The organism is Kribbella capetownensis, from assembly GCF_004331485.1.
Lineage (GTDB): Bacteria > Actinomycetota > Actinomycetes > Propionibacteriales > Kribbellaceae > Kribbella > Kribbella capetownensis.
Genome location: NZ_SJKD01000006.1, coordinates 60,562 through 82,694, shown reverse-complemented (window position 1 = coordinate 82,694; position 22,133 = coordinate 60,562). Strand labels below are relative to the sequence as shown.

The 22,133-nt window shown below is 68.3% G+C and carries 25 protein-coding genes; 13 read left to right on the top strand and 12 right to left on the bottom strand.

Annotated elements, in window-relative coordinates:
• Position 1: 1 nt before the first annotated feature.
• Genes E0H75_RS25300 through E0H75_RS25290 form a run of 3 tightly spaced genes read right to left on the bottom strand, consistent with a single transcriptional unit; the run spans position 2 to position 3,111 of the window.
• Positions 2–1,303, bottom strand: coding sequence for an ABC transporter substrate-binding protein (locus tag E0H75_RS25300; RefSeq protein ID WP_238163266.1), 1,302 nt, complete (start codon positions 1,301–1,303; stop codon positions 2–4).
• A gap of 13 nt (positions 1,304–1,316) precedes the next feature.
• Complete coding sequence (locus E0H75_RS25295) at positions 1,317–2,228, bottom strand: carbohydrate ABC transporter permease (protein WP_238163265.1); 912 nt, start codon at positions 2,226–2,228, stop codon at positions 1,317–1,319.
• Positions 2,209–3,111 (bottom strand): carbohydrate ABC transporter permease, encoded by a 903-nt coding sequence (locus tag E0H75_RS25290; protein WP_238163264.1) that lies wholly within the window; start codon positions 3,109–3,111, stop codon positions 2,209–2,211. Before E0H75_RS25290 ends, E0H75_RS25295 begins: the two co-directional genes overlap by 20 nt.
• Before the next feature lie 133 nt (positions 3,112–3,244).
• Between E0H75_RS25290 and E0H75_RS25285 the strand changes: the two genes are divergently transcribed.
• Together E0H75_RS25285 and E0H75_RS25280 are read left to right on the top strand one after the other, a co-directional pair.
• Positions 3,245–4,291 (top strand): LacI family DNA-binding transcriptional regulator, encoded by a 1,047-nt coding sequence (locus E0H75_RS25285; RefSeq protein ID WP_238163263.1) that lies wholly within the window; start codon positions 3,245–3,247, stop codon positions 4,289–4,291.
• 28 nt (positions 4,292–4,319) lie between these two features.
• Positions 4,320–5,060 carry an alpha/beta fold hydrolase gene (locus E0H75_RS25280; protein ID WP_131516157.1) on the top strand — a complete coding sequence of 247 codons (741 nt, stop codon included), beginning with the start codon at positions 4,320–4,322 and terminating at the stop codon, positions 5,058–5,060.
• Positions 5,061–5,097: 37 nt separating this feature from the next.
• On the opposite strand, the gene E0H75_RS25275 is transcribed toward E0H75_RS25280, so the two are convergent.
• Positions 5,098–5,793: a CHAP domain-containing protein gene (locus tag E0H75_RS25275; protein ID WP_131516156.1), complete on the bottom strand. Its 696-nt coding sequence runs from the start codon at positions 5,791–5,793 to the stop codon at positions 5,098–5,100.
• Positions 5,794–5,901: 108 nt separating this feature from the next.
• Here E0H75_RS25275 and E0H75_RS25270 point away from each other — a divergent pair, with 108 nt between their 5' ends.
• The gene (locus E0H75_RS25270; protein WP_131516155.1) at positions 5,902–6,585 is read left to right on the top strand and encodes an NBR1-Ig-like domain-containing protein; all 684 of its coding nucleotides are present in this window, start codon (positions 5,902–5,904) and stop codon (positions 6,583–6,585) included.
• A gap of 110 nt (positions 6,586–6,695) precedes the next feature.
• Entirely contained in the window at positions 6,696–8,555 is a 1,860-nt protein-coding gene (locus tag E0H75_RS25265; RefSeq protein ID WP_131516154.1) for an alpha/beta fold hydrolase, read from the top strand.
• On the opposite strand, the gene E0H75_RS25260 is transcribed toward E0H75_RS25265, so the two are convergent.
• The 3 genes from E0H75_RS25260 to E0H75_RS25255 all read right to left on the bottom strand — a co-directional run bounded on the left by E0H75_RS25260 (position 8,500) and on the right by E0H75_RS25255 (position 10,046).
• Positions 8,500–9,207 (bottom strand): hypothetical protein, encoded by a 708-nt coding sequence (locus E0H75_RS25260; RefSeq protein WP_131516153.1) that lies wholly within the window; start codon positions 9,205–9,207, stop codon positions 8,500–8,502. The genes E0H75_RS25265 and E0H75_RS25260 overlap by 56 nt on opposite strands.
• A 28-nt stretch (positions 9,208–9,235) precedes the next feature.
• Entirely contained in the window at positions 9,236–9,373 is a 138-nt protein-coding gene (locus E0H75_RS43185) for a type IV toxin-antitoxin system AbiEi family antitoxin domain-containing protein (protein WP_165554024.1), read from the bottom strand.
• Between the two features lie 163 nt (positions 9,374–9,536).
• Positions 9,537–10,046, bottom strand: coding sequence for a GbsR/MarR family transcriptional regulator (locus E0H75_RS25255; protein ID WP_131516152.1), 510 nt, complete (start codon positions 10,044–10,046; stop codon positions 9,537–9,539).
• Between the two features lie 97 nt (positions 10,047–10,143).
• Between E0H75_RS25255 and E0H75_RS25250 the strand changes: the two genes are divergently transcribed.
• The 9 genes from E0H75_RS25250 (at position 10,144) to E0H75_RS25210 (ending at position 17,901) form a co-directional block, all read left to right on the top strand.
• Positions 10,144–11,058 (top strand): ABC transporter ATP-binding protein, encoded by a 915-nt coding sequence (locus E0H75_RS25250; RefSeq protein ID WP_131516151.1) that lies wholly within the window; start codon positions 10,144–10,146, stop codon positions 11,056–11,058.
• Positions 11,055–12,653, top strand: coding sequence for an ABC transporter permease (locus tag E0H75_RS25245; RefSeq protein ID WP_131516150.1), 1,599 nt, complete (start codon positions 11,055–11,057; stop codon positions 12,651–12,653). The genes E0H75_RS25250 and E0H75_RS25245 overlap by 4 nt, the downstream gene beginning before the upstream one ends.
• Positions 12,654–12,840: 187 nt before the next feature.
• Positions 12,841–13,272 carry a hypothetical protein gene (locus E0H75_RS25240; protein WP_131516149.1) on the top strand — a complete coding sequence of 144 codons (432 nt, stop codon included), beginning with the start codon at positions 12,841–12,843 and terminating at the stop codon, positions 13,270–13,272.
• A 38-nt stretch (positions 13,273–13,310) separates the two neighbouring features.
• A complete protein-coding gene (locus E0H75_RS25235; RefSeq protein ID WP_131516148.1) occupies positions 13,311–13,700 on the top strand; it encodes a TIGR03618 family F420-dependent PPOX class oxidoreductase in 390 nt (129 codons plus the stop codon).
• A complete protein-coding gene (gene cbiE, locus E0H75_RS25230) occupies positions 13,690–14,892 on the top strand; it encodes a precorrin-6y C5,15-methyltransferase (decarboxylating) subunit CbiE (protein ID WP_131516147.1) in 1,203 nt (400 codons plus the stop codon). The genes E0H75_RS25235 and cbiE overlap by 11 nt, the downstream gene beginning before the upstream one ends.
• 52 nt (positions 14,893–14,944) lie before the next feature.
• Positions 14,945–15,685: a precorrin-4 C(11)-methyltransferase gene (gene cobM / locus E0H75_RS25225; RefSeq protein WP_131516146.1), complete on the top strand. Its 741-nt coding sequence runs from the start codon at positions 14,945–14,947 to the stop codon at positions 15,683–15,685.
• Positions 15,682–16,404, top strand: a complete 723-nt coding sequence (locus E0H75_RS25220; RefSeq protein ID WP_131516145.1) for a cobalt-precorrin-6A reductase — start codon at positions 15,682–15,684, stop codon at positions 16,402–16,404. The genes cobM and E0H75_RS25220 overlap by 4 nt, the downstream gene beginning before the upstream one ends.
• 9 nt (positions 16,405–16,413) lie before the next feature.
• Positions 16,414–17,079, top strand: coding sequence for a ribulose-phosphate 3-epimerase (gene rpe, locus E0H75_RS25215; RefSeq protein WP_131516144.1), 666 nt, complete (start codon positions 16,414–16,416; stop codon positions 17,077–17,079).
• Positions 17,080–17,109: 30 nt separating this feature from the next.
• Complete coding sequence (locus tag E0H75_RS25210; protein ID WP_131516143.1) at positions 17,110–17,901, top strand: HAD-IIA family hydrolase; 792 nt, start codon at positions 17,110–17,112, stop codon at positions 17,899–17,901.
• Here E0H75_RS25210 and E0H75_RS25205 read toward each other — a convergent pair.
• The 5 genes from E0H75_RS25205 to E0H75_RS25185 form a co-directional block, all read right to left on the bottom strand.
• Positions 17,898–18,632 (bottom strand): polysaccharide deacetylase family protein, encoded by a 735-nt coding sequence (locus E0H75_RS25205; RefSeq protein ID WP_202873170.1) that lies wholly within the window; start codon positions 18,630–18,632, stop codon positions 17,898–17,900. The genes E0H75_RS25210 and E0H75_RS25205 overlap by 4 nt on opposite strands.
• Before the next feature lie 156 nt (positions 18,633–18,788).
• Positions 18,789–19,535, bottom strand: a complete 747-nt coding sequence (locus tag E0H75_RS25200; RefSeq protein ID WP_131516142.1) for an amino acid ABC transporter ATP-binding protein — start codon at positions 19,533–19,535, stop codon at positions 18,789–18,791.
• Complete coding sequence (locus tag E0H75_RS25195; RefSeq protein ID WP_131516141.1) at positions 19,522–20,277, bottom strand: amino acid ABC transporter permease; 756 nt, start codon at positions 20,275–20,277, stop codon at positions 19,522–19,524. The genes E0H75_RS25200 and E0H75_RS25195 overlap by 14 nt, the downstream gene beginning before the upstream one ends.
• A complete protein-coding gene (locus E0H75_RS25190) occupies positions 20,277–21,140 on the bottom strand; it encodes a substrate-binding periplasmic protein (RefSeq protein ID WP_202873169.1) in 864 nt (287 codons plus the stop codon). The genes E0H75_RS25195 and E0H75_RS25190 overlap by 1 nt, the downstream gene beginning before the upstream one ends.
• Positions 21,141–21,317: 177 nt before the next feature.
• The gene (locus E0H75_RS25185) at positions 21,318–21,986 is read right to left on the bottom strand and encodes a helix-turn-helix domain-containing protein (RefSeq protein WP_131516140.1); all 669 of its coding nucleotides are present in this window, start codon (positions 21,984–21,986) and stop codon (positions 21,318–21,320) included.
• Positions 21,987–22,133: the final 147 nt, after the last annotated feature.

Below are 22,133 nucleotides of genomic sequence, written 5' to 3'. Positions count from 1 at the left end.
GTCAGCCGGCCGACTTGATCAGCCCGTTGATCTTGTCGATGTACGCCGGCAGCTCGGACACCGGCTTCTTGCCGCTGAGGATCGGTTGGTAGTTCGCCGTGGTCAGGTCGCCGACCTGCTGCGCCCACTGGGTGGTGAACCGGACCCCGACCGTCTTCTCAGCGGCCAGGTCGGCCTTGACCGTGTCGACGACAGTCGGCTGCTGCGCCTTGGTCAGCGCGTCGAAGTAGCTGGTCTGCGCCGGGGTGTACGCCGGCGGCGCGACCGGAGAAGCCGGGAGTACGGCGTCCCACACCTTGGTGTTGATGTACTCCAGCACCTTGAACGTCGCGTCCTGGTTCTTCGTGTACTGCGGCGTGCAGATGCCGACCGAGTCGTACAGCGTCGCCGGGATGTCGACCTGCGGGAACGGCGCGAACCCGTACTTCACCTTCGGCTTGTCGGTCTGGAACCCGGCCGCCAGCCACTGCCCGCCGAACATCATCGGCACCTTGCCCGCGGAGAACAGCGACTGCACGTTCGCGGCGTCGTACCCGGGCGGGGAGACCGAGCCGCTCTTGATCGCGTCGACGAGCTTCTGCACACCCTCGGTGAACTTGGCGTCCGCCTCGGCCTTGGTCGGGTGGTTCACGTTGTCGGTGAACGGTGCGCCACCGGCCGAGACGGAGTACATGCTCATCGTGAACGGGCCGTCCAGGGAGGTGAGCTGGTCGGCCACGAGCCCGTACTTCGCGCCGTTCTTTCCGGCCAGCTTCGCGGCGGCGGCGTACATCTCGTCCCAGGTCCAGCCGGCCTTCGGCACCGGTACGCCGGCGGCGGTGAAGGCGTCGGCGTTGTACCAGACGCCGTAGGTGTTCATCAGCGACGGCAGACCGCCCATCTGGCCGTCGGCGGTCTTCCAGTTCTCCATCGCGGACGGGACGAACTTGTCCGCCTTGAAGTCGCCGTCGCCGTCCTTGATCTTGTCGGTCCAGTCGACCAGCAGGCCCTGCGAGGTGTACTGCTGCTCGGTGTCGTTGCCGCACCAGAACAGGTCCGGCAGCTTCTTCGCCTGGGTCAGCGAGGCGAGCTTGTCGCCGAAGTTGCCGGCCGGGGTGTCGAGCAACTGGACGGTGATGTTGTCGTCCTTGAAGTCGGCCAGTGCCTTGTTGATCGCGGCGTTGGTCTGGGCCGACTCCCACGTCATCACGGTCACGGTGACCGGTCCGTCGCTCGACCCGCCGCCGGAGTCCGATCCGCTGCAGGCCGTTGCCGTCAGCAACCCGGCACAGGCCAGGGTGGTTACCAGGAAGGTGCGTTTCACAGGAGGATCCCCTCTATTTCTGGGTCGTGCTGCCGAGCGAGCCGAGGCCCTGGATGAAGTAGCGCTGCGCGGCGAAGAAGACGATCAGTGGCGGCAGCATGTAGAGCAGGTTGGTGGCCATGTAGTAGCTCCAGTCCGGCGTCTTCCCGGCGAACGGCGAGATGAACGAGGCCATCCCGACCGACAGCGGCCACTTGTTCGACGAGTACAGGTAGACCAGCGGGTTGAGGAAGTCGTTCCAGGAGGCCTGGAAGGCCAGGATCGCCATCGTGATCCAGGCCGGCCGGGTCAGCGGGAGCATCACACTGGTGAAGATCCGGAAGTGCCCGGCGCCGTCGATCTTGGCCGCCTCGTCGATGGAGTACGGAATCGCCAGGAAGTACTGCCGGGCCAGGAAGATGAACAGCGGGTTCCCGCCCAGGAAGGCCGGCACGATCAGCGGCAGCCAGGTGTCGTACCAGCCGATGCTCTTGTACAGCTGGAACAACGGGATCAGCCCGACCACACCGGGCAGCAGCATGCTCCCGACGAACAGGTAGAACCACACCTTGCGGCCGGGGAAGCGCAGCCGGGCCAGCGCGTAGCCGGCCATCATCGCGGTCATCACCCCACCGAGCACGCTGAGCGCGGTGATGATGGTCGAGTTCAGCAGCAGCCGTGGGAAGTGGATCGCCTCCGGCCCGTTGACGAAGTTGCTCCAGGTGAACTCGTGCGGCAGCAGCTTCGGCGGGAGGTCGAACACCGCGGTCCGGCTCTTCAGGCCGATGGTGATCATCCACAGCAGCGGGACGACCATGACCGCGCTGATGAACAACGCGACGACGTACCAGGACGTCGTACCGATCAGGCGGGGTTTCTTGGGGGAGCGCGCGGTCTGGGCGGTCAGGACCGTGCCTTCGGCGGCTTCAGTCGGGAGTGTTGTCACTGTAGGTCCAGAGCGAGGAGAACTTCGCGGTCAGGGCGATCACGGCGATGATGAGCACGAACAGCACCCACACCTGCGCCGACGCGTAGCCGAGCTGCGGGATCTGGCCGAGGTTGGGGAAGCCGTTCTTGTAGATCGACAGCATCAGCACGTTGGTGCTGAAGCCGGGGGCGCCGTTGGTGAGGATCTTCGGCTGGTTGAACGTCTGCAGTGCGGCCGTGGTCTGCAGGATCACCTGCAGCAACATGATCGGGCTGATCATCGGCATGGTGATCCGGAAGAACACCGACCACGACCCGGCGCCGTCCACCCGGGCCGCCTCGTACAACTCGTTCGGCACCGCCTGCAACGCGGCAAGGAAGATGATCATCGTGCCGCCGACACCCCACAGCATCACCAGCACGACTGCGGGCATCGACATGCTCGGGCTCTGCAACCACAGACTGGTCGGCAGGCCGAGCCGGTCCAGGACCGCGTTCAGCAGGCCGACCTGCGGATCCAGGATGAACTTCCACAACGTGATCGTCGCGATCGCCGGCAGGACGACGGGCAGGTAGGCGAGCGTCCGGACGACGCGCACCCCGGCGAACCGCTGGTTGCAGAACATCGCCAGCGCCAGCCCGAGGATCAGTGACAACGGCACATAGAGCACGACCAGATAGCCGGTCGCACGCAGCGACGGCCAGAACGCCGGGTCGACCGTGAACAGCCGGCGGAAGTTGCCCAGGCCAACGAAGATCGGGTCGGTCAGGCCGTTGTACTTGGTCAGCGCGAGGTAGAACGAGCGGACCAGCGGATAGACCACGAAGACCGTGAACCCGATGATCGCCGGTGCGATGAACAGGTACGCTGCCTTGATGTCGGACCCGGCGTTGCGACTCATGCCACCGCGGGAGGCCCGGCTCATTCTCGCCTCGCTGAGGTCGCGGAAGGACTCATTCGGCCTCCTGGACGGTAACGTTTCCAAGACTTACTGTTGGGTGACGATGCCGTGTCGTGAACAGGAAGTCAACACCGTGCCCGAAACGTTTCCACCGCCCGAGGCCAGCCGGCCGACGATGATCGACGTCGCCCGCCGGGCGGGGGTCGGCCTGGGCACTGTGTCCCGGGTGGTCAACGGCGGGCACGGAGTGCGGGACGAGACCGCGCAACGGGTCCGGAAGGCGATCGACGAGCTCGGCTTCCAGCGCAACGAGGTCGCCCGGGCGCTCCGGCCGGGGAAGAAGTCGTCGAGTCTCGCGCTGGTGCTGGGCGACCTGACCAACCCGTTCTTCGCCAGTATCGCGAAGGCGTCGCTCGAGGTCGCCGGGCAGTCCGGCTTCGCCGTCGTACTGGGCAGCGTCGACGAGGATCCGGAGGGGGAGAAGCGGGCGATCCAGGAGCTGGTCAGCCGTCAGGTCGCGGGGCTGATGATCGTGCCGGACCAGGGCGACCACTCGTTCCTGGCCGGCGCCGGCGTACCGGTGGTGTTCGTCGACCGGCCGGCCACCGGGCTCGACGCCGACATCGTGATGGTCGACAACGAGGGCGGCGGCCGGCTCGCCGCCGCACACCTGCTGGCGCAGGGACATCGGCGGATCGCGATCCTGCTCGCGCCGTCGTACTACACCACCGGCCGGCGGCTGCGGGGGTACCGGCGGGCGCACCGCGAGGTCGACGCCACCGTGGACGAGTCACTCGTCATCCAGTTGCCCGAAGGCAACGCCGAGGCCGCCGAGAAGGCGACCCGCGAGGTGATGCTCCGCGCCGATCCGCCGACGGCGATCTTTGCCTCGACCAACTTCCTCACCGAGGGCGTCCTGCGGGCCCTGCGCGAACTCGGCCGGGAGCCGGCCGTGGTCGGCTTCGACGACTTCCGGCTGGCCGACATGCTGCCGACCCCGGTGACGGTCGTTGCCTCCGACATCGCCGAACTCGGCCGGAGCGCGGCCCGGCTGTTGCTCGACCGCGCCTCGGCTGCGGACCGCCGACCGCCCCAGCGGATCGTCCTGCCCTGTGCCCTGATCCAGCGCGGCTCGGGCGAACGCCCACCGGATTCTGCCGGCAACAGAAAGCCTCGCTGACCGTCGGCGGCCCGATTAGGGTCGGTGCATGTACTACGAGACCTTCGGTGAGGGCCGCCCGATCGTGTTCCTGCCCGGCTGGGGTGGTGCCAACGGCGAGGGCCGCGACGTCCACGAGCCGGTGTTCGAGGAGCATCCGGGATGGCGACGGATCTACGTCGACCCGCCGGGCACCGGCAAGACGCCGTCGGTCCCGTCGATCACCGACCAGGACGGCCTGCTCGACGCCATCGCGGCCACGATCGAGGACGTAGTCGGCGGCGAGAGGTTCGCGCTGGCCGGTACGTCGGCCGGCGGCCTGCACGCCCGCGGCCTCGTCAGGCGCGACCCGTCGCGCATTCTCGGTCTGCTGCTGCGCGTCCCCGGCATAGTGGTCGACCGGACGAAGCGCACCCTGCCGACCGATGAATTCCTGCTCCGCTCGGAGGCCTTCGCCGCCGCCTGGCAGGACAAGCAGGACCGGTACTACGACCCCGCCGAACAGCAGGCCGACCTGGAGTTCCTGGCTCACATCCAGAGCGACATCAGCAGGTACGCGCTGCGCGAGGACCCGGCGACCCGGTTCGAGCGGCCCACTCTGATCGTCACCGGCCGCCAGGACACGATGACCGGGTACGCCGATGCGTGGTCCGTCGTCGAGGACTATCCGCGCGCGACGTACGCCGTACTCGACCAGGAGGATCACGACCTGCCGGTCCGGCGGAACGGGCTGTACCAAGCGCTGGTGTCGGACTGGGTCCGGCGCATGGAGGAGCACCCGGACGCGTGAGGGGCGGTTCTGCGTCCGGGTGCTCGGGTGAGAAGGGTCAGAAGTTCGGCCAGGCCCAGCCGAGGTAGCTCGAGAAGTACGGCAGCTTCGCCAGGCCGATCTTGCCGTTGACGCTGGTGGCCCAGAAGTAGCCGTCACCACGGGCCACGCCGACATGGCCGTACGGCGCCGCGAGGTCCCAGAAGACCAGTGCGCCCTTCGGCGGGTTCAGGTCACCGCGATGCGCGACGCCGCGGGCGACGGCGTCGTTCCAGTCGATCTTGGCCGAGCCCCAGATCAGGTCCTTGCCGAAGGAGTTCTCGGCGGCCTTCTCGCAGTACTCCTGGTAGGCGGTCGAGCCGTTGCGGGCGGCGTACCAGGCGATCGCCTTGTCCGCGCGGGGGTTGCTGGTGCACAGCGGGGCGACCAGCCCGGAGCTGCCGGTGTTCACGTAGGCGTCGGAGATGTAGCCCTTACCGGGGACGTGGTCCCAGATCAGGCTGCGGCCGAACTTGCCGGTCACCGGCTCGCCGTAGAGCTGGCAGTCGATCTCGACGGAGCCGTTCGGCTGGGTGCCGACGGCGCCGAAGCTGACGGCGTTGCCGGACCGGATGGTCACGCCGAGGCCGCTGTCGGTGACGACGGTGCCGGTGGCGGCGCTGGCCGGCAGGACGCCGAGGCTGAAGACTGCCGCTCCGCCGAGCAGGGCGGTGGCGGCGAGGCGGGCGGTGATGCGCAGTAGGGCGGTACGCATGGGCGGTGGTCCTTTTCGCTCGGAGAGTGGCGAACTGACACTGATTTACAGAGAATCAGAGGGTTACGGTGTTGTCGCAGTGGGCAACGATCGACCGGGGAGTGCGGTGTGAGGCCAGCCCAGGCTCGCTTTGTGATCGGCTGCCGGATGCGCGAGCTCCGGGAGGCCGCCGGCGTACCGCTGTCGCGGGCCGCCGTACTGTCCGGCTGGGACAAGGGCCATCTGTCCCGGGTCGAGCGTGGCCACACCAAGCCCAGCCGCGAGCTGATCGAGTGGTACGACGCCTCGTTCGGCGCCGGCCAGGCGCTGGTGAACCAGCTGGTGGAGCTGGACGCCGCGGTCCGGGCCGGTCGCGATATGTCCCAGCGGGACATCCGGCGGCATGTCCAGCCGGTGCTGCTGGGTGGGTCGGTGCCGGTCGACCACCATCCGGAGGACCGAGCCGAGTTGGTGGGGGAGACCGTGCCGGATGGGACGCGGGTGTGCCGGGATGAGTCGTTCGAGAAGGCTTGGGAGATCCGGAACAGCGGCGAGCGGCCTTGGCTGGATCGTTGGCTGACCAGACAGGGTGCCGCTGGGGCGCCGGGCTGGCTGCGATCACCGCAGCGCGAGCGGCTGCCGGACGCCGTGCCGGGCGAGACCGTGACGGTGACGATGCGGTTGCAGGCGCCGTCCCAGGTCGGGGCGTCGACGGCGTACTTCAAGATCACCGATGACGCAGGGCGTCTGTACTACCCCGGACTGGAGTCACCACCGATGTACTGCACGATCTTCACTGTGTACGAGCTCTAGTGTTCAGTGCTAGGGAATGCCCTTGACCTTGCGTCGACGGGTATGCAGAACCGCCTGGTCCGGCATACGTTGCTGTCTCCTGAACCCGCCCGGACAACAGGAGTCGCAGCGTGATCAGATTCCACAAGATCGCTCTGGCCCTGGCTGTGGCACTGGTCGTGCCCCAGCTGGCCATCAGCTCGGCCTCGGCAACCCGCCCGGCCAGGGGTCCGGTGGATCCGCCGGTCCCATCCATCCCACAGAAGTACCTCGACCAGCAGATCCAGTGGTCGGTGTGCTCCTTCGATGCCGCGGTGAAGGCGTTGTACCCGCAGGCACCCACCACCAACTGCGCCAAGGTGACCGTCCCGATGGACTGGGCCCACCCGGACGCGCACCCCGACGTCCAGGTCGCCATCGCCTACAGCCAGGCCACCGGTACGTCGAAGGGCCTGATGACCACCAACCCCGGGGGACCGGGTGGCGCCGGGCTGACGCTGTCGGCCTCGCTGGCGATCGACAAGACCCAGCTGTTCACCGACTTCGACCTGCTCGGCTTCGACCCGCGCGGCTTCGGCCAGAGCACGCCGCTGCAGTGTCTGACCACCACCGACAAGCTGAACGCACTGCCGACCACGCCCGACTACAAGGAGCGCACCCGGCAGACCCACAAGACCGAGGTGGCCGAGGCGAAGCTGTACGCCGAGGCGTGCTCGTCGACGGAGTTCAGCCAGTTCGTCAGCAGCCAGCAGACCGTGTACGACATGGAGTTCCTGCGGGCGCTGTTCAACGCACGCCAGCTGAACCTCATCGGCTACAGCTACGGCACCTGGCTCGGCGGCTGGTACGCCGACACCTACCCGTCCCGGGTCGGCCGGTTCGTGATCGACTCGAACATGGACTGGACCCACACCCAGTGGGACAACGTGAACTTCGACCCGTTCTCCGGCCAGCGCCGGCGTGACACCCAGTTCTTCCCGTGGATCGCCCGGCACGCCGACCAGATCCAGGGGCTCGGGTCCACACCGAAGCAGGTGACGGCGAAGTACAACCAGGTCCGCGCCGATCTGGTGAAGCTGGTCAAGGCCGGCACCAGCAACGTCCGCGGTGACAACCTGGACGGGACGATCTACAGCACCATCTACGGCAACGTCCGGTTCATCCGGGCGACGGTCGACATCCTGGTGCACGACGAGTACGTCAAGGACCCGTCGGCGTCGGGTGAGATCGAGCTGCGGCACGTGGACAAGGCGTGGGCACGGCTGTCCCCGGAGCTGCAGGCGTTCGACAGCCTCGCCGCGATCCGGGCCCGGTACGGCGTGACGCCGGCCGCGGCGGGCACCGACTCGGTCGTGCCGGTCGACTCGACCCGGTCGATCCTGGCCGACGCCCGAGCGGCCGCGGCCAAGTCCTCCGGCGACGCCACCGTCGACCTCGGGCCGATCGGTACGACGGTCCGCTGCAACGACACCGCATGGAACAAGGACCCGAACTTCTACCTGCGCGAGGCCGACAGGATGGCGAAGAAGTACACCTTCTTCGGCTACATGAACGGCGTACCGTTCTGTGCCTTCTGGCCGTACAAGCCCCAGGACCGCAAGCTCGACCTGACCGGCTCGCCACGAATCCTGATGATCCAGGGTGAGGTCGACCCGGCGACGGCGTACGAGGGCGCGCTGCGCACCCACAAGGACACCTCGAAGGTGACGCGCTTCGTCGCCATCGACGACGAGGGCCAGCACGGCCAGTACGTCGGTTCCGCGTCGGCCTGCGCCGAGGCGATCGGTGACAGGTTCGTGTTCAGCGGCGAACTGCCCGGCAAGGATCAGGTCTGCGGCACCAGCCCACTACCGGCCGAGCTGTCCGTCTACCCGGTCAACGGCCCGGTCGACGGCAACGCCGTCCACCTGCCCAACTCGAAGTCCCGCCACACCGTCAACCCCCTCCTCCAACGGGCCCTCGACACAGTAGCCACCACCACCCTCCGGTAGCAGCCGGCGAGCACAAGACGCGGTGGCCTTGAACAGGCAATGTCCTGTTCAAGGCCACCGGGTCATGTCCGCATCCCCCCAAGGCCCGGCGGATCCGAGCGGCGGTAGGCCCCGGCTGGTCGAGGTCGGCCCAGCTCGCCCGCACCACGCGATATCCACAGTCGCGGAGCCGGTCCTCACGCCACTTCTCCGCCAGTACGGCGCTCGCCGTGTCGCCGTACTTCTCCACGCCATCGAACTCGACGATCAGCCGACCGGCCAGCAGGAAGTCGACCCTGCCAACCAACACCCCGGCCGTATCGCGAATCTCCACCTGAAGGGTCGGTGTCGGCAAGCCGTGGTTTGCCATCAGCACCCGCAGTCGCGACTCACCGACCGACTCGCACAGCCCGTCCGCGAACCGGGCCGCAGCCCGAGCCGCGGGAGACCCGCTCCAGTACATGTGCCGGTCCGCCATCGTCACCAGCGCGTCTGCTGTGACAAGGCGCTGGTGAAGGCCAGCGTCGCCCAGCACCACCCCCACCTCGTACGACGAGACGCAGGCGGTCTCGACAATCGCTCGGCCGGGCGTGACAACCTGCAGGCCATCGAGCACCATGATCTCGCCGGGCTCGAACCGCGATCGGTGGACTTCCACGATGGCCTCGGACACCGGCCAGGCAGCAGGTTCGACGTACACGTCACGGGACAGGCGGGTTCCACTGTCCGGCCCGCAGCCGGCGCCGGAGCTCGCTCTCGCTGTAGCCCGCGTCCCTTGCGTCCGCTCGGGTGAACCAGCCACGGCGGGCGGCGGTCAGCACACTCAACTTCGGGTTCATACCGGGAACATGCCGCTGATCCGTACTCCGGCCGGGCACGGATCCTCGCTTGTGGATAACCAGGCGCGGGGACAGGGCACACCAAGCTGTGGCTTTGAACAGGAAAGAGCCTGTGCAAGCCCTCGCCGTGCTGTTCAAGCCCTCCGCGTTGGTCCGGCGGTGGTCAGTCGCGGGGGCCGTATTGGGCGTCCAGGTCGGCGTCGATTTCGGCTTTGCGTTTGAACCAGCGTTCGCTGAGACCCTTCACCTCTTCGTCGATGAAATCGATGAAGGCGAGGGAGGCGCGGACGCGGCGGTGGGCCGCGGTGCCTTCGCCGGCGGCGTCGAGGACGTGGCGGAGCGAGTCGGACCAGCGGGCCAGCGCCTGGTCCTGGCTCATCATGCTCTGGTACCAGAAGTCGTCCTGGACGACGTACACGTCGCGTCTGCTGCCGGGCTCGCGCTCACGGTTGGCCAGCCGGAGCTGGAGCAGGTAGTTGACCGCGCCGGAAACCGCGGCCGGACTGGCCTGCAGTTGGTCGGACAGCTCGGCCGCCGTCAAGCGGCCGTCTTCGCTGGACAGGATGGCGGCGAAGACCCGGGCTGCCATCCGCGGCCAGCCCGTGTCGGCCAGCAGGTTGCCGAACTGTTCGGCGTACCGCCTGACGGCTTCGTCGTCTCGTTGTGCACTCACCGCCCCATCATCCCCTCTAGGTGACCGAAAAACCTGACGTGTGAGAGATCAGTTAGTAAGATTCACAATCTTCTGAATGAAGTGTACGTTATGAATCATGACATCAGCCATCGTGGTCTCAGGACTGCACAAGTCGTACGGCAGTACGCACGCCCTCGACGGTCTCGACCTGGACGTCGCGACCGGTGAGGTGCACGGATTCCTCGGCCCGAACGGCGCGGGGAAGTCCACGACCATCCGGGTGCTGCTCGGTCTGCTGCGCGGTGACGAGGGTGACGTGTCGCTGCTCGGCGGCGACCCGTGGCACGACGCGGCGAAGCTGCACCGGCGGCTGGCCTACGTCCCCGGTGACGTGAACCTGTGGCCGAACCTGACCGGCGGCGAGGTGATCGACCTGCTCGGCCGGCTCCGTGGCGGCCTGGACTCCAAGAAGCGGGACGACCTGCTGCGCCGGTTCGACCTCGACCCGACCAAGAAGGGCCGCACCTACTCCAAGGGCAACCGGCAGAAGGTCGCTCTGGTCGCGGCGCTCGCGTCCGACGTCGAGCTGCTGATCCTGGACGAGCCGACGTCCGGCCTGGACCCGCTGATGGAGGAGGTGTTCCGGCAGTGCATCGAGGAGGAGCGCCAGCACGACCGCACCGTCCTGCTGTCGAGCCACATCCTCTCCGAGGTCGAAGCTCTGTGTGACCGGATCAGCATCATCCGCCGCGGCAAGGTGGTCGAGACCGGCACGCTCTCGGACCTGCGGCACCTGACCCGTACGTCGATCCAGGCCGAGCTGGCCGGGACCGTGAACGGTCTGGCCCAGCTGCCCGGCGTCCACGACCTCGATGTCGAGGGCAACCGGGTCCGCTGCGAGGTCGACACCGCGCAGCTCGACGCGGTGATGCGGCAACTGTCCGCGAGCGGGATCAAGAGCCTGGTCGCCCAGCCCCCGACGCTGGAGGAGCTGTTCCTGCGCCACTACGAGGACGACGTCGCGGCCGAGCCCGAGGCGGCCTTGCGATGAACGACTTCGTCGGTACCGGCACCCTGGTGCGGCTCGCGCTGCGCCGGGACCGGATCCTGATCCCGGTGTGGATCGTGGTGTTCGTGATCACGGCGGCCGGGTCCGCGCAGGCGTCCATCGACCTCTACCCGGATGTGCAGTCCCGGATCGAGGCGGCGCGGACGTCGAACGCCTCGCCCGCATTGGTGTCGCTGTATGGCCGGATCTTCGACGAGACCTCGCTCGGAGAGCTCTCGCTGTTCAAGTTGACCGCGTTCGGCGCCGTCCTGGTGGGACTGCTCGCCGCGATGCTGGTGGTCCGGCACACCCGGACCGAAGAGGAGGCCGGCCGGCTCGAGCTGCTCAGCGCCGGAGTCGTCGGCCGGTACGCCGCCTTGGCCGCTGCACTGATCGTGTCGTCGGGGACCGTCGTACTGATCGGACTGCTGTCCGCGCTGGCGTTGATCGGCGTCGGCTTGCCGGCATCCGGTTCGTTGGCGTTCGGACTGCTGTGGGCGTCGGCCGGTCTGTCCTTCGCCGGTGTGGGTGCGCTGACCGCACAGCTGACCGAGGGGGCCCGGACCGCCAACGGGTTCACCGGGATCGTCCTGGGTGTCTCGTACGTACTGCGGGCGATCGGCGACTCGTCCGCCGACGGCAAGTCCGAGTGGGTGTCGTGGCTGTCGCCGATCGGCTGGTCGCAGCAGATCCGTGCGTACGCCGGCGACCGCTTCGTCGTCGTCCTGGTGCCGTTGGCCTTCATGGCTGTGCTGGTGGCCGCCTCGATGGCGCTGATCCGGCGCCGCGATGTCGGTGCGGGCCTGGTGCGGCCGCGTCCGGGGCCGGCCACCGCTGCGCCGTCGCTGCGGTCGCCGCTGGCGCTTGCCTGGCGACTGCACCGGGGTTCCTTGTACGGCTGGGGTTTCGCGTTCCTGCTGCTCGGGCTGCTGGTCGGCAACATCGCCAGCAACGTGGACGGGTTCGTGACCAGCGACAGCGCCAGGGAGATGGTCGAGAAGCTCGGTGGCGTCAACGGCATCACTGACGCGTTCCTGGCGACCGAGATGGGGATGGTCGGCCTGCTCGCCTCGGCCTTCGGCATCCAGGCGGCGCTCCGGCTCCGGTCGGAGGAGACTGCGCTCCGGGCCGAGCCGTTGCTCGCGACTGGTGTCAGCCGCGCTCAGTGGGTCGGGAGCCACGTGCTGGTGGCGCTGTTCGGTACCGCAGTGCTGATCCTGGTCGCAGGACTCGGGTCCGGCATCTCCAGTGGTGCTTCGCTGGGCAACATGGGACATCAGGTGCCCCGCATGCTCGCTGCGGCCGCTGTGCAGTTGCCTGCGATCTGGCTGGTCACCGGACTGGTCGTCGTACTGTTCGGATTCGCTCCGAAGCTGGTCACCGGTGCGTGGGTCCTGTTCGGCATCTTCCTGCTGATCGGGCAGTTCGGCAGCATCTTCGACCTGCCGCAGTCGGTGATGAACCTCAGCCCTTACGGGCACACTCCGCGGCTCCCGGGCGGCGACTTCTCTGTCGCTCCGGTCATCTGGCTGACCGCGATCGCAGCAGGTCTGACCGGGGCAGGGTTCGCCGGCTTCCGACGCCGGGACGTGGGCTGACCGCCGCAACGACTGCGCTGGTCTGAGGGGTCCAGCGCCTCCGGCCCGCCCGGTGCCTCACCGGGCGGGCCGGCCTGTCAAGCGGCAGCGTCAGATCTGCAGCTAGCTGCAACCGTTCCCCCGTCCCGGACATCTCCCTGTTAGGCTCCGCCCGCTCGGGGTGGGCATTCTGGGGAGGAATGGGTCGATGAGCGTGCACGCACGGAGGTTGCGCACGCCCGAACGGGCGGTCCGCGGCCTCTGCGTCGTTCTGCTCGCGATCCTGTTCGCGCTCGTTCCCGCCTGCGCGACCGGACCGTTCGAGTCCGCGCCGCTGGCCGGCGAGGCTCCGGCCCCTGTCTTCGGGCTCAGCGGCATCACGCCGGCGGTGGCGGCGGCAGGGACGACGGCGACGCTGACGGTGCACGGTGAGCTGCTCGAGTCGACGGACGTCGTGCGGTTCACGGCAAGGGGCCGACTCCCAGTGGCCGGGGTGGTGACGTCGGTGTCGGCCGACCACAGCGCGGCGACAGTGGCCGTCGATCTGACGAAGGCGGCACCCGGGGCGTGGGATCTGATGGTCGCGTCGACGTCCGGGGAGGCTCTGTTCATCCCGAAGGCGTTGACGGTGAGCCCCTGATCACTGACCTCGTCGCACCCGCTGTCTACGATCGCGGGGTGCGTTGGACTGAGGGACTGATCGGGTTCTGGACGGAGCGGCACCTGTGCGTGCTGAGTACCGTCCGGGCGGACGGCACGGTGCACGCGACACCGGTGGGCGCGACGCTGGACCCGGAGGCGGGGATAGCCCGAGTGATCTGCTCCGGTACGTCGCACAAGGCCCGGACGATCCGGAAGGCGGGACCCGAGGGCGCTGCGGTCGCGGTGACGCAGGTGGATGGACGCCACTGGTCCACACTCGAGGGCCGGGCGGTCGTCAGTGACGACCCGGACCGGGTGGAGGACGCCGTACGCCGCTATGCGAAGCGGTACCGCGAGCCGCGGGTGAACCCACGCCGGGTGGTCATCGAGATCACGATCACGAAGGTGTTGGGCAATGCCGGCTGAAGTCGTCACCGTCGTGGGTGTCGGCGCTGACGGTTGGGAGGGGCTGTCTCCGGCGGCTCAGTCTGCTGTGCTGGCGGCCGAGGTACTCATGGGAAGCGCCCGGCAACTCGCTCTCGTGCCATCCGTCGAGGCGGAGCGGGTCAAGTGGCCGTCGCCCTTGTCCGAGGCGTTGCCCGGGCTCCTGTCGCAGTACGCGGGCCGGGCGGTGTGCGTGCTGGCCAGTGGTGACCCGACGTTCCATGGCATCGGTACGACGCTGACGCGGCTGCTCGGGGCGGACGCCGTAAGGGTGATTCCGCATCCGTCGAGTGTGTCGCTGGCGTGTGCGCGGCTCGGGTGGCCGCAGGACCAGGTGCAGATGGTCAGTCTGGTCGGGCACCCGACTGAACGCGTACACCCGCACGTTCAGCCGGGGCGGCGGCTGCTAGTGCTGAGCTGGGGTGCTCACACGCCGGCTGAGATCGCCGCGCTGCTTGTTGAACGCGGCTATGGCGCCAGCGAACTGACTGTGCTCGAGCAGCTCGGTGGTCCGTCGGAGCGGGTGCGTACTGCGACCGCCTCCGAGTGGTCGTACGACGTCGACGCTTTGAACGTGATCGGTGTGCTGTGCCACGCCAGTGCCGACGCGGCGCTGCTGCCTACTGTGCCCGGACTGCCGGATGAGGCCTATGAGAGCGACGGGCAGTTGACGAAGCGCGAGGTGCGGGCGGTGACGTTGTCGCGGCTGGCGCCGGTGCCAGGGCAGTTGCTGTGGGACGTGGGCGGCGGTGCGGGAAGCATCGCGATCGAGTGGTCGCGCCACCACCCGGCCTGCCGGGCGATCGCGATCGAACGTGATCCCGAGCGGGCCAAGCGCCTCGACCGCAACGTCGCAAACCTCGGCGCTCTGGTCACCACAGTCGTCGGCGCAGCACCCGCAGCCCTGGAAGGGCTGGAGACGCCGGACGCGATCTTCATCGGCGGGGGAGCGACGGCACCGGGCCTGATCGACACCTGCTGGAACGCACTCCGACCCGGCGGACGCCTCGTGCTGAACGGTGTGACGCTGGAGACCGAGACCCTGATCGCGCACTGGTACGGCGAACTCGGCGGCGACCTGATCCGCCTCGACGTCCAACGAGCCTCCGCCATCGGAACCATGACCGGCTGGCGCCCCGCCATGCCCGTCACCATCTGGAGCGTCACCAAGTGACGTCCGCGACGATCAGGCCCGCGATGCCAGCGACGAGCAGGAGCGTGACCAGGTGACCGTGCATTTCATCGGGGCCGGCCCCGGAGCGGCCGATCTGATCACGGTCCGCGGCCGCGACCTGATCGCCTCGTCGCCAGTCTGCCTGTACGCCGGCGCGCTCGTCCCGGTCGAACTCCTCGTCCACTGCCCGCCCGGCGCCCGCAAGGTCGACACGGCTGCACTCAACCTCGACGAGATCATCGCCGAGCTCAACGCCGCCCACGCCGCCGGACTCGACGTAGCCCGCCTGCACTCCGGCGACCCGTCCGTCTTCAGCGCTATGGCCGAGCAGATGCGCCGCCTCGACGCCCTCGACATCCCGTACGACGTGATCCCCGGAGTACCCGCCTACGCGGCCGCCGCCGCGACTCTCGCGCGCGAGCTGACCGTGCCGGAAGTCGGCCAGACCGTGATCCTCACCCGCATCGCCGGCCGGGCGTCGGCGATGCCGTCCGGCGAGGACCTGGCCACCCTCGGCACCAGCCGCTCCACACTCGTGCTGCATCTCGCCGTCCAGCAGATCGATCGCGTGGTCGACGAACTAGAGCCCAGCTACGGCGCCGACTGCCCGGTCGCCGTAGTGGCCCGGGCGTCCCGCGATGACGAAGTCGTCCTGCGTGGCACGCTCGCCGACATCGCGGATCAGGTGCGCGCCGCGGACATCCGCCGTACGGCGGTGATCATCGTCGGGAAGGTGCTGGCGGCGACGGCGTTCCGCGACAGCCACCTGTATTCGGCAACGCGCGCCCGATGAAGGTCCTGCTGCTCGGCGGAACCGGCGAGGCGCGTGAACTCGCGCAAACCCTGGCGTCCACTGGGGTCGACGTGGTCTCGTCCCTGGCCGGCCGGACCGCCGATGCCCGGTTGCCTGTCGGTGCTGTCCGCCAAGGCGGCTTCGGCGGAGCGGCCGGTTTGGCCCAGTGGCTCCGCGACACTCCGGTGGACGCAGTGGTCGACGCGACCCACCCGTTCGCCGCGACGATGACCGAGCACGCCGACAGCGCTGCCAGGGAGGTCGGCGTACCGCTGTTAGTTCTTCGCCGTCCGGGGTGGACGCCTGGTGAGCGTTGGCACTGGGCCGACACCACGGCGGCCGCAGCCGAGTTGCTGCCGACGCTGGGTTCCCGGGCGCTCCTCACCATCGGACGTCAGGGACTGCATGCGTTCGAGCACGCCGGAGTCTGGATGCTCGCCCGCTGTGTCGATCCGCCCGAGCCACGACCGACCTGGTGCACGCTGATCCTCGCCCGCGGCCCGTACGACGTGGACGGCGAACTGGCCGTGATGCGCGACCACCGGATCGACGTCCTGGTCACCAAGGACAGCGGCGGCCCGCAGACCGCGGCAAAGCTGACCGCGGCCCAACTGCTCGGCATCCCGGTCGTCGTGATCCGCCGGCCACCGCTGCCGGCCGGCGTCGCCGTGGTCGAGTCGATGGACCGGGTCGTCGAATGGGTCGAGGCACGTCGGTAGATTGACGCCATGGGGATTCAGATCGCGCCGAGCATCCTGTCCGCCGACTTCGCCCGGCTGGCCGACGAGGCGACGGCGGTGTCGAACGCCGACTGGCTGCACGTCGACGTGATGGACAACCACTTCGTGCCGAACCTGACGATCGGTATGCCGGTCGTCGAGTCGCTGGCCAAGGCGACCAGTACGCCGCTCGACTGCCACCTGATGATCGAGGACCCGGACCGATGGGCTCCCGGGTACGTCGAGGCGGGGGCCGGCAGCGTCACCTTCCACGTCGAGGCCTGCCGCGCACCGATCCGCACCGCCCGCGAGATCCGGGCCAAGGGTGCGCGGGCCGCGATGGCGCTGCGGCCGGCCACGCCGATCGAGCCGTACGAGGACATGCTGTCCGAGCTCGACATGATCCTGATCATGACCGTCGAACCGGGCTTCGGCGGGCAGAAGTTCCTCGACGTGTGCGTCCCGAAGATCCGCCGGACCCGCCAGATGCTCGACAAGCACGGCCTCGACCTGTGGATCGAGATCGACGGTGGCGTCTCGGCCGACACGATCGAGCGCTGCGCCGAGGCTGGAGCCGACGTCTTCGTCGCAGGCTCCGCGGTGTACGCCGCCGACGACCCGAACGCGATGGTCGAGCAGCTGCGCGGTCTCGCCGAGCAGGCCACCGGCCGGTAGAGCCGGCTCGGGCACCCCTACGATTGCCCAATGACCGAGCACAAGCCGGTGGAGAGCTGGCTGACGGACATGGACGGCGTGCTGGTGCACGAAGAGCGCGCCATCCCCGGAGCAGGTGAGTTCATCGCGTCGTTGCAGGCGTCGGGGAAGAAGTTCCTGGTGCTGACCAACAACTCGATCTTCACGCCCCGCGACCTGCGCGCCCGCCTGCTTGCCGGAGGCATCGACGTCCCCGAGACCGCGATCTGGACCAGTGCGCTGGCCACCGCCCAGTTCCTCGACGACCAGCGCCCGGGCGGTACGGCGTACGTGATCGGCGAGGCGGGACTGACCACGGCGCTGCACGAGGTCGGGTACGTGCTGACCGAGCGCGCGCCGGACTACGTCGTACTGGGTGAGACGCGCACCTACTCCTTCGAGGCGATCACCAAGGCGATCCGGCTGATCTCCGACGGAGCCCGGTTCATCGCGACCAACCCCGATCCGACCGGCCCGTCCACCGAGGGGCCGCTGCCCGCGACCGGGTCGGTGGCCGCGCTGATCACCCGCGCCACCGGCATCGCGCCGTACTTCGTCGGCAAGCCGAACCCGCTGATGATGCGCAGCGCGCTGAACCGGATCGAGGCGCACTCCGAGACCACCGTGATGATCGGCGACCGCATGGACACCGACATCATCAGCGGCCTCGAAGCCGGCCTCCGCACCGTCCTGGTCCTGTCCGGCTCCACCGGCGGACACGAGGTGGAGCGCTTTCCCTACCGCCCAACCCGCATCGCCGAATCCATCGCCGACGTCGTCCCCCTGGTCGCCGCCCTCGACTAGCAGTTCAGTGTGCGGAAGCCGTAGCCCTTTGCCTTGAGGGATTTCAGGATGGTGGGGAGGGCGGCCACGGTCTGAGTGCGGTTGCCGCCGCCGTCGTGCATCAGGATGATCGATCCGCTGTGGACGTTCTTCAGTACGCGCTGGACGATCGCCGTCGTACCGGGCTTGGTCCAGTCACGTGAGTCGACGGTCCACACCACGAGGTCCTTGCCGAGTGCCTTGGCGCGTTGCCGGACGGTGGGGTCCATCCCGCCGTACGGCGGGCGCAGGCAGGCCGGCGTACTGCCGATCGCGGCCTGGATGGCCTGGTCGGCCGACATCACCTGCTGCCGGAACGCGGTGGCGGACAGGTGCCGCAGGTCGGCATGCGTCCAGGTGTGGTTCTGCACGCTGTGCCCGGCGTCGTGGATGCGTTTGGAAAGCTCCGGATGCTTCGTGACGTTCTTGCCGATCTCGAAGAACGTCGCCTTCGCCTCGTACTTCGCCAGGATGTCGAGGATCTTCGGGGTGTACGCCGCATCGGGCCCGTCGTCGAAGGTCAGCACGACGTACTTGGTGGGGAGGGCCACCTTCACCGGCGCTGCGGACGGTGGCGGTGGCGGTGCGGTCTGTGGTTGCTGGCTCGGATTGCGGGCGGCTGCGACGACGACGGTGCCGATCACCGCACTGACCACCATCATCATCGCCAGACCGATGAGCCGATGGCCGGTGCGCGTCAAGCGAACATCCATGCGTCCTCCCGGACGTGGGCGGGCGGGCCTCACTACCTCACTACCTCACTACCTCACCCGTCCACGATCGGTGGGATCACGCCGAGCGCCGGGATCCACGCCGCTGCCGCGTCAACAAACTACGCATAGCGGACGCTTCGGCGTTGCTTCCTGTCGCTAGAGCACCTGCGAGAGGAACTGCCGCAGCCGCGGTGACTCCGCCGCGGTGAAGACCTGCTCGGGTACGCCGGACTCGACCACGACCCCGTGGTCCATGAACGCGACCTGGTCCGCGACCTCGCGGGCGAACCCCATCTCGTGGGTGACGACGACCATCGTCATCCCGGTCCGGGCGAGGTCGGCCATCAGGGCGAGCACACCCTTGACCAGCTCCGGGTCGAGGGCCGACGTGGCCTCGTCGAACAGCATCACCTCGGGCTCCATCGCCAGCGCGCGGGCGATCGCGACCCGCTGCTGCTGACCGCCGGACAGGTTGCCCGGTCGCGCTGCGGCCTTCTGGCTCAGCCCGACGAGCTCGAGTTGTCCTAGCGCCGCGGCTCGTGCCTGGTCGGGGTCGAGCTTCTTGAGCTTGCGCAGCGGGAGCGTGACGTTCTCCAGCACCGACTTGTGCGGGAACAGGTTGAAGTGCTGGAACACCATCCCGATCCGGCGCCGCAGATCGTCCGGGTTGCCCGTGAGCACCGACTCCCCGGCCAGCCGGATGTCGCCGGCGTCAGGTTCGAGCAGCCGGTTGATGGCTCGGAGCAACGTCGACTTCCCGGAGCCGGACGGCCCGATCACACACGCCGTACGCCCGGTCGGCACCTGCAGATCTACACCGCGCAGGACCTTGTTGGTGCCGAACGCGAGCTCGACCCCGGACACCTCGAGGCTGGCGGCTGTCGTGACCTCAACGGTTTGCATGGGCCAACTCCTCGAGTACGACGTCCTCCGACTCGGCTGGACGTCCCTCCCGCAGCCGCTTGTCGAAGTAGTTCACCAAGTGGGTGAGCGGGACCGTGATGATCAGATAGAAGATGCCGGCCAGCAGCAACGGCGACAGGTTGCCGTTGGTCGCGGCCGCGTCCTGCCCGATCCGGAACAGCTCCCGCTGGCTGGCGAGCAGGCCGAGGAAGTAGACCAGGCTCGACTCCTTCACCAGCGCGATGAACTGATTGACCAGCGCGGGCAGGACCCGGCGTACCCCTTGCGGGATGACGACCAGCCGCATCCCGTCCGAGTAGCTGAATCCGAGTGCTCGCGCCGCTTCGAGCTGACCCTTCTCCACGCTCTGGATGCCGGAGCGGAAGATCTCGCCGATGTATGCGGCGGCGATGAGGGACAGCGCGAGGATGCCGAGCGGGTACGGGTTCGGGCCCCACCAGTGCCGGGTGATGGGAGACAGGCCCTGGCCGATCAACAGGATGGTCAGGATGGCCGGGAGGCCGCGGAAGATGTCGGTGTAGATCTTGGCCGGCCAGCGCAGCCAACGCTTCCGAGACAAGGCCAGGACCGCCACGGCCATGCCGAGCACGGTGCCCAGCACGACCGAGGCGGCCGCCAGGATGAGCGTGTTGACCAGTCCCACCTTGAGCATCTCGGGCAGGACCGCCTTCATCGACTCCCAGTCGAGGAAGGTGTCACCGAGCGTGGACCAGACGTCCATCAGCCGGCCGCTGCGGTGGTGCTCGCCGCCGGCGTGACGCTGCCGCTACCCGGCTTGAAGGTCGCCGGTACGGCGCGGCCCGGGTAGTACTGCTCGACCAGCGTGGACCAGGTGCCGTCGGCGATCACCTCGTCGAGCGCCTTGTTCACCGCGCCCCGCAGTTTGTCGTTGCTCTTGGCCACGGCGAACGCCATCGGCGCGTCACTGAGTTCCTTGGCCGCCAGGATCACCGTGCCGCCGCCTTGCTCCTTGGCCATCTTCTCGCCGATCTCGGCGGGCGACACCCAGGCGTCCGCCGTACCGGCCTTGAGCTGCCCGAGCGCGGCGTTGTAGTTCGGAACGCGGACCGGGTCCAGGCCCTTGCCGGTGGCGTAGTCGTCCTGGACGGTGCCTTGGACCACGACCACCCGCTTGCCACGGAGCTGGTCGAACGTCGTGATACCGGAGGTCTTGGTGGTGTTCAGGCCGAGGTAGCCGAAGTCGTATCCATTGCTGAAGGCAACCGTCTTCTTGCGCGCCTCGGTCACCGTGATGGACGAGCTGCCGAGGTCGAACTGGCCGCCGTTCACCTGCGACAGCAGGGCGGAGAAGTCGGTGCCGACGAACTCGGGCTTCAGGTTGAGCTTGGCCGCGACCGCGGTGATCAGGTCGTTGTCGAACCCGGTGAACTTGCCGTCCTTCACGTACACGTTCGGCGGCGCGTCGGTCAGCGTCCCGATCCGCAACGTCCCGGACTTGATCAGCCCGAGGTCCGATCCGCTCGCGGCCGGGTCGTCATTGCTGCCACAGGCAACCATCGTGACCGCCAGCGTGACGGCGGTGGTTACTGCGGTGATCCGGCGAAGGGCGCTGATGGCGCGCACGACTGTCTCCTCACAAACGTCAGCGAATGCAGGGCAAAACCGCCCTGACGCGGCAACAGAACATCGCCTGGGTGCCCGGCATTCCGCACCGACACCCAGTGAGACAGGCCGAGATGTCTACTTGGCCTGTGCTATATCAACGCCTGATGCGCTTGCGCCGGCGTCGGTGCCGACTGGTCAACCGTGGTGTTTCTCATAGTGCGCGACAGCATCAGCGGTCCGGCCGGTCCCATAGGCGAGCAGCAGCTCGGCGATCGCCGGCGACTCCGCCGCGGCTGCGTCGGCGGCTAGTTGGATCTCCTCGGCGGAGGCGACCGCACGGAACAGATCCTGGATCTCTCGCACGACGGCCCGCGGGGTCGGTGGCGTGCTCGGTGGCGTGCTCAGGGGCGCGTTCGTGGGGGCGGCTCCTGATGGCCAGGGCTGTCCCGTTGGCGCCTCCGCTCCTAGCCCCGGGGGTGTCGCAAAGGATGGCGTCGAGCCCATGGTCCCCCCCGCTAGGGGGCCGGGTGATCGCAGTCGGGTGGTCGTGGCGTCGGTGTAGGCGCCCGTCGAGGCGCGGATCCGGTCCAGTGTGTCGGGAATGTCGTTGGGACCGAGCTCATTGGCGATGGCCAGATCGGCGAGCTCGGACACGGCGCGAAGGCGCGACATCACTGCGGGGTTGCCGATCTTCACCCGCTGCGCGCTCATCAGCTGTGACAGCATCGGCGCCGACAGCCCGATCACCTGCGCGAGCGCGCTCTGGGTCAGGCCGAGTGGCGGGGCGACTCGGCGGACCACTTCACCGAGCGTCTCGCCGTACAGCTCGATCTGCTGCTGGAGGTTGTGCGCTGTCTGGTGCATCGGTGTGATCCCCTAACCCGGCCGTCGTCCGTGACCGACTGCAAACATCTTCGCAGTTGCTAAGGCAAATTGCCAACCCATCCGTTTGCAGTTGTGGATAACCAAGCGCGAACGAGTCGTCTTGACATTTGCGATCGCAAACTGTCA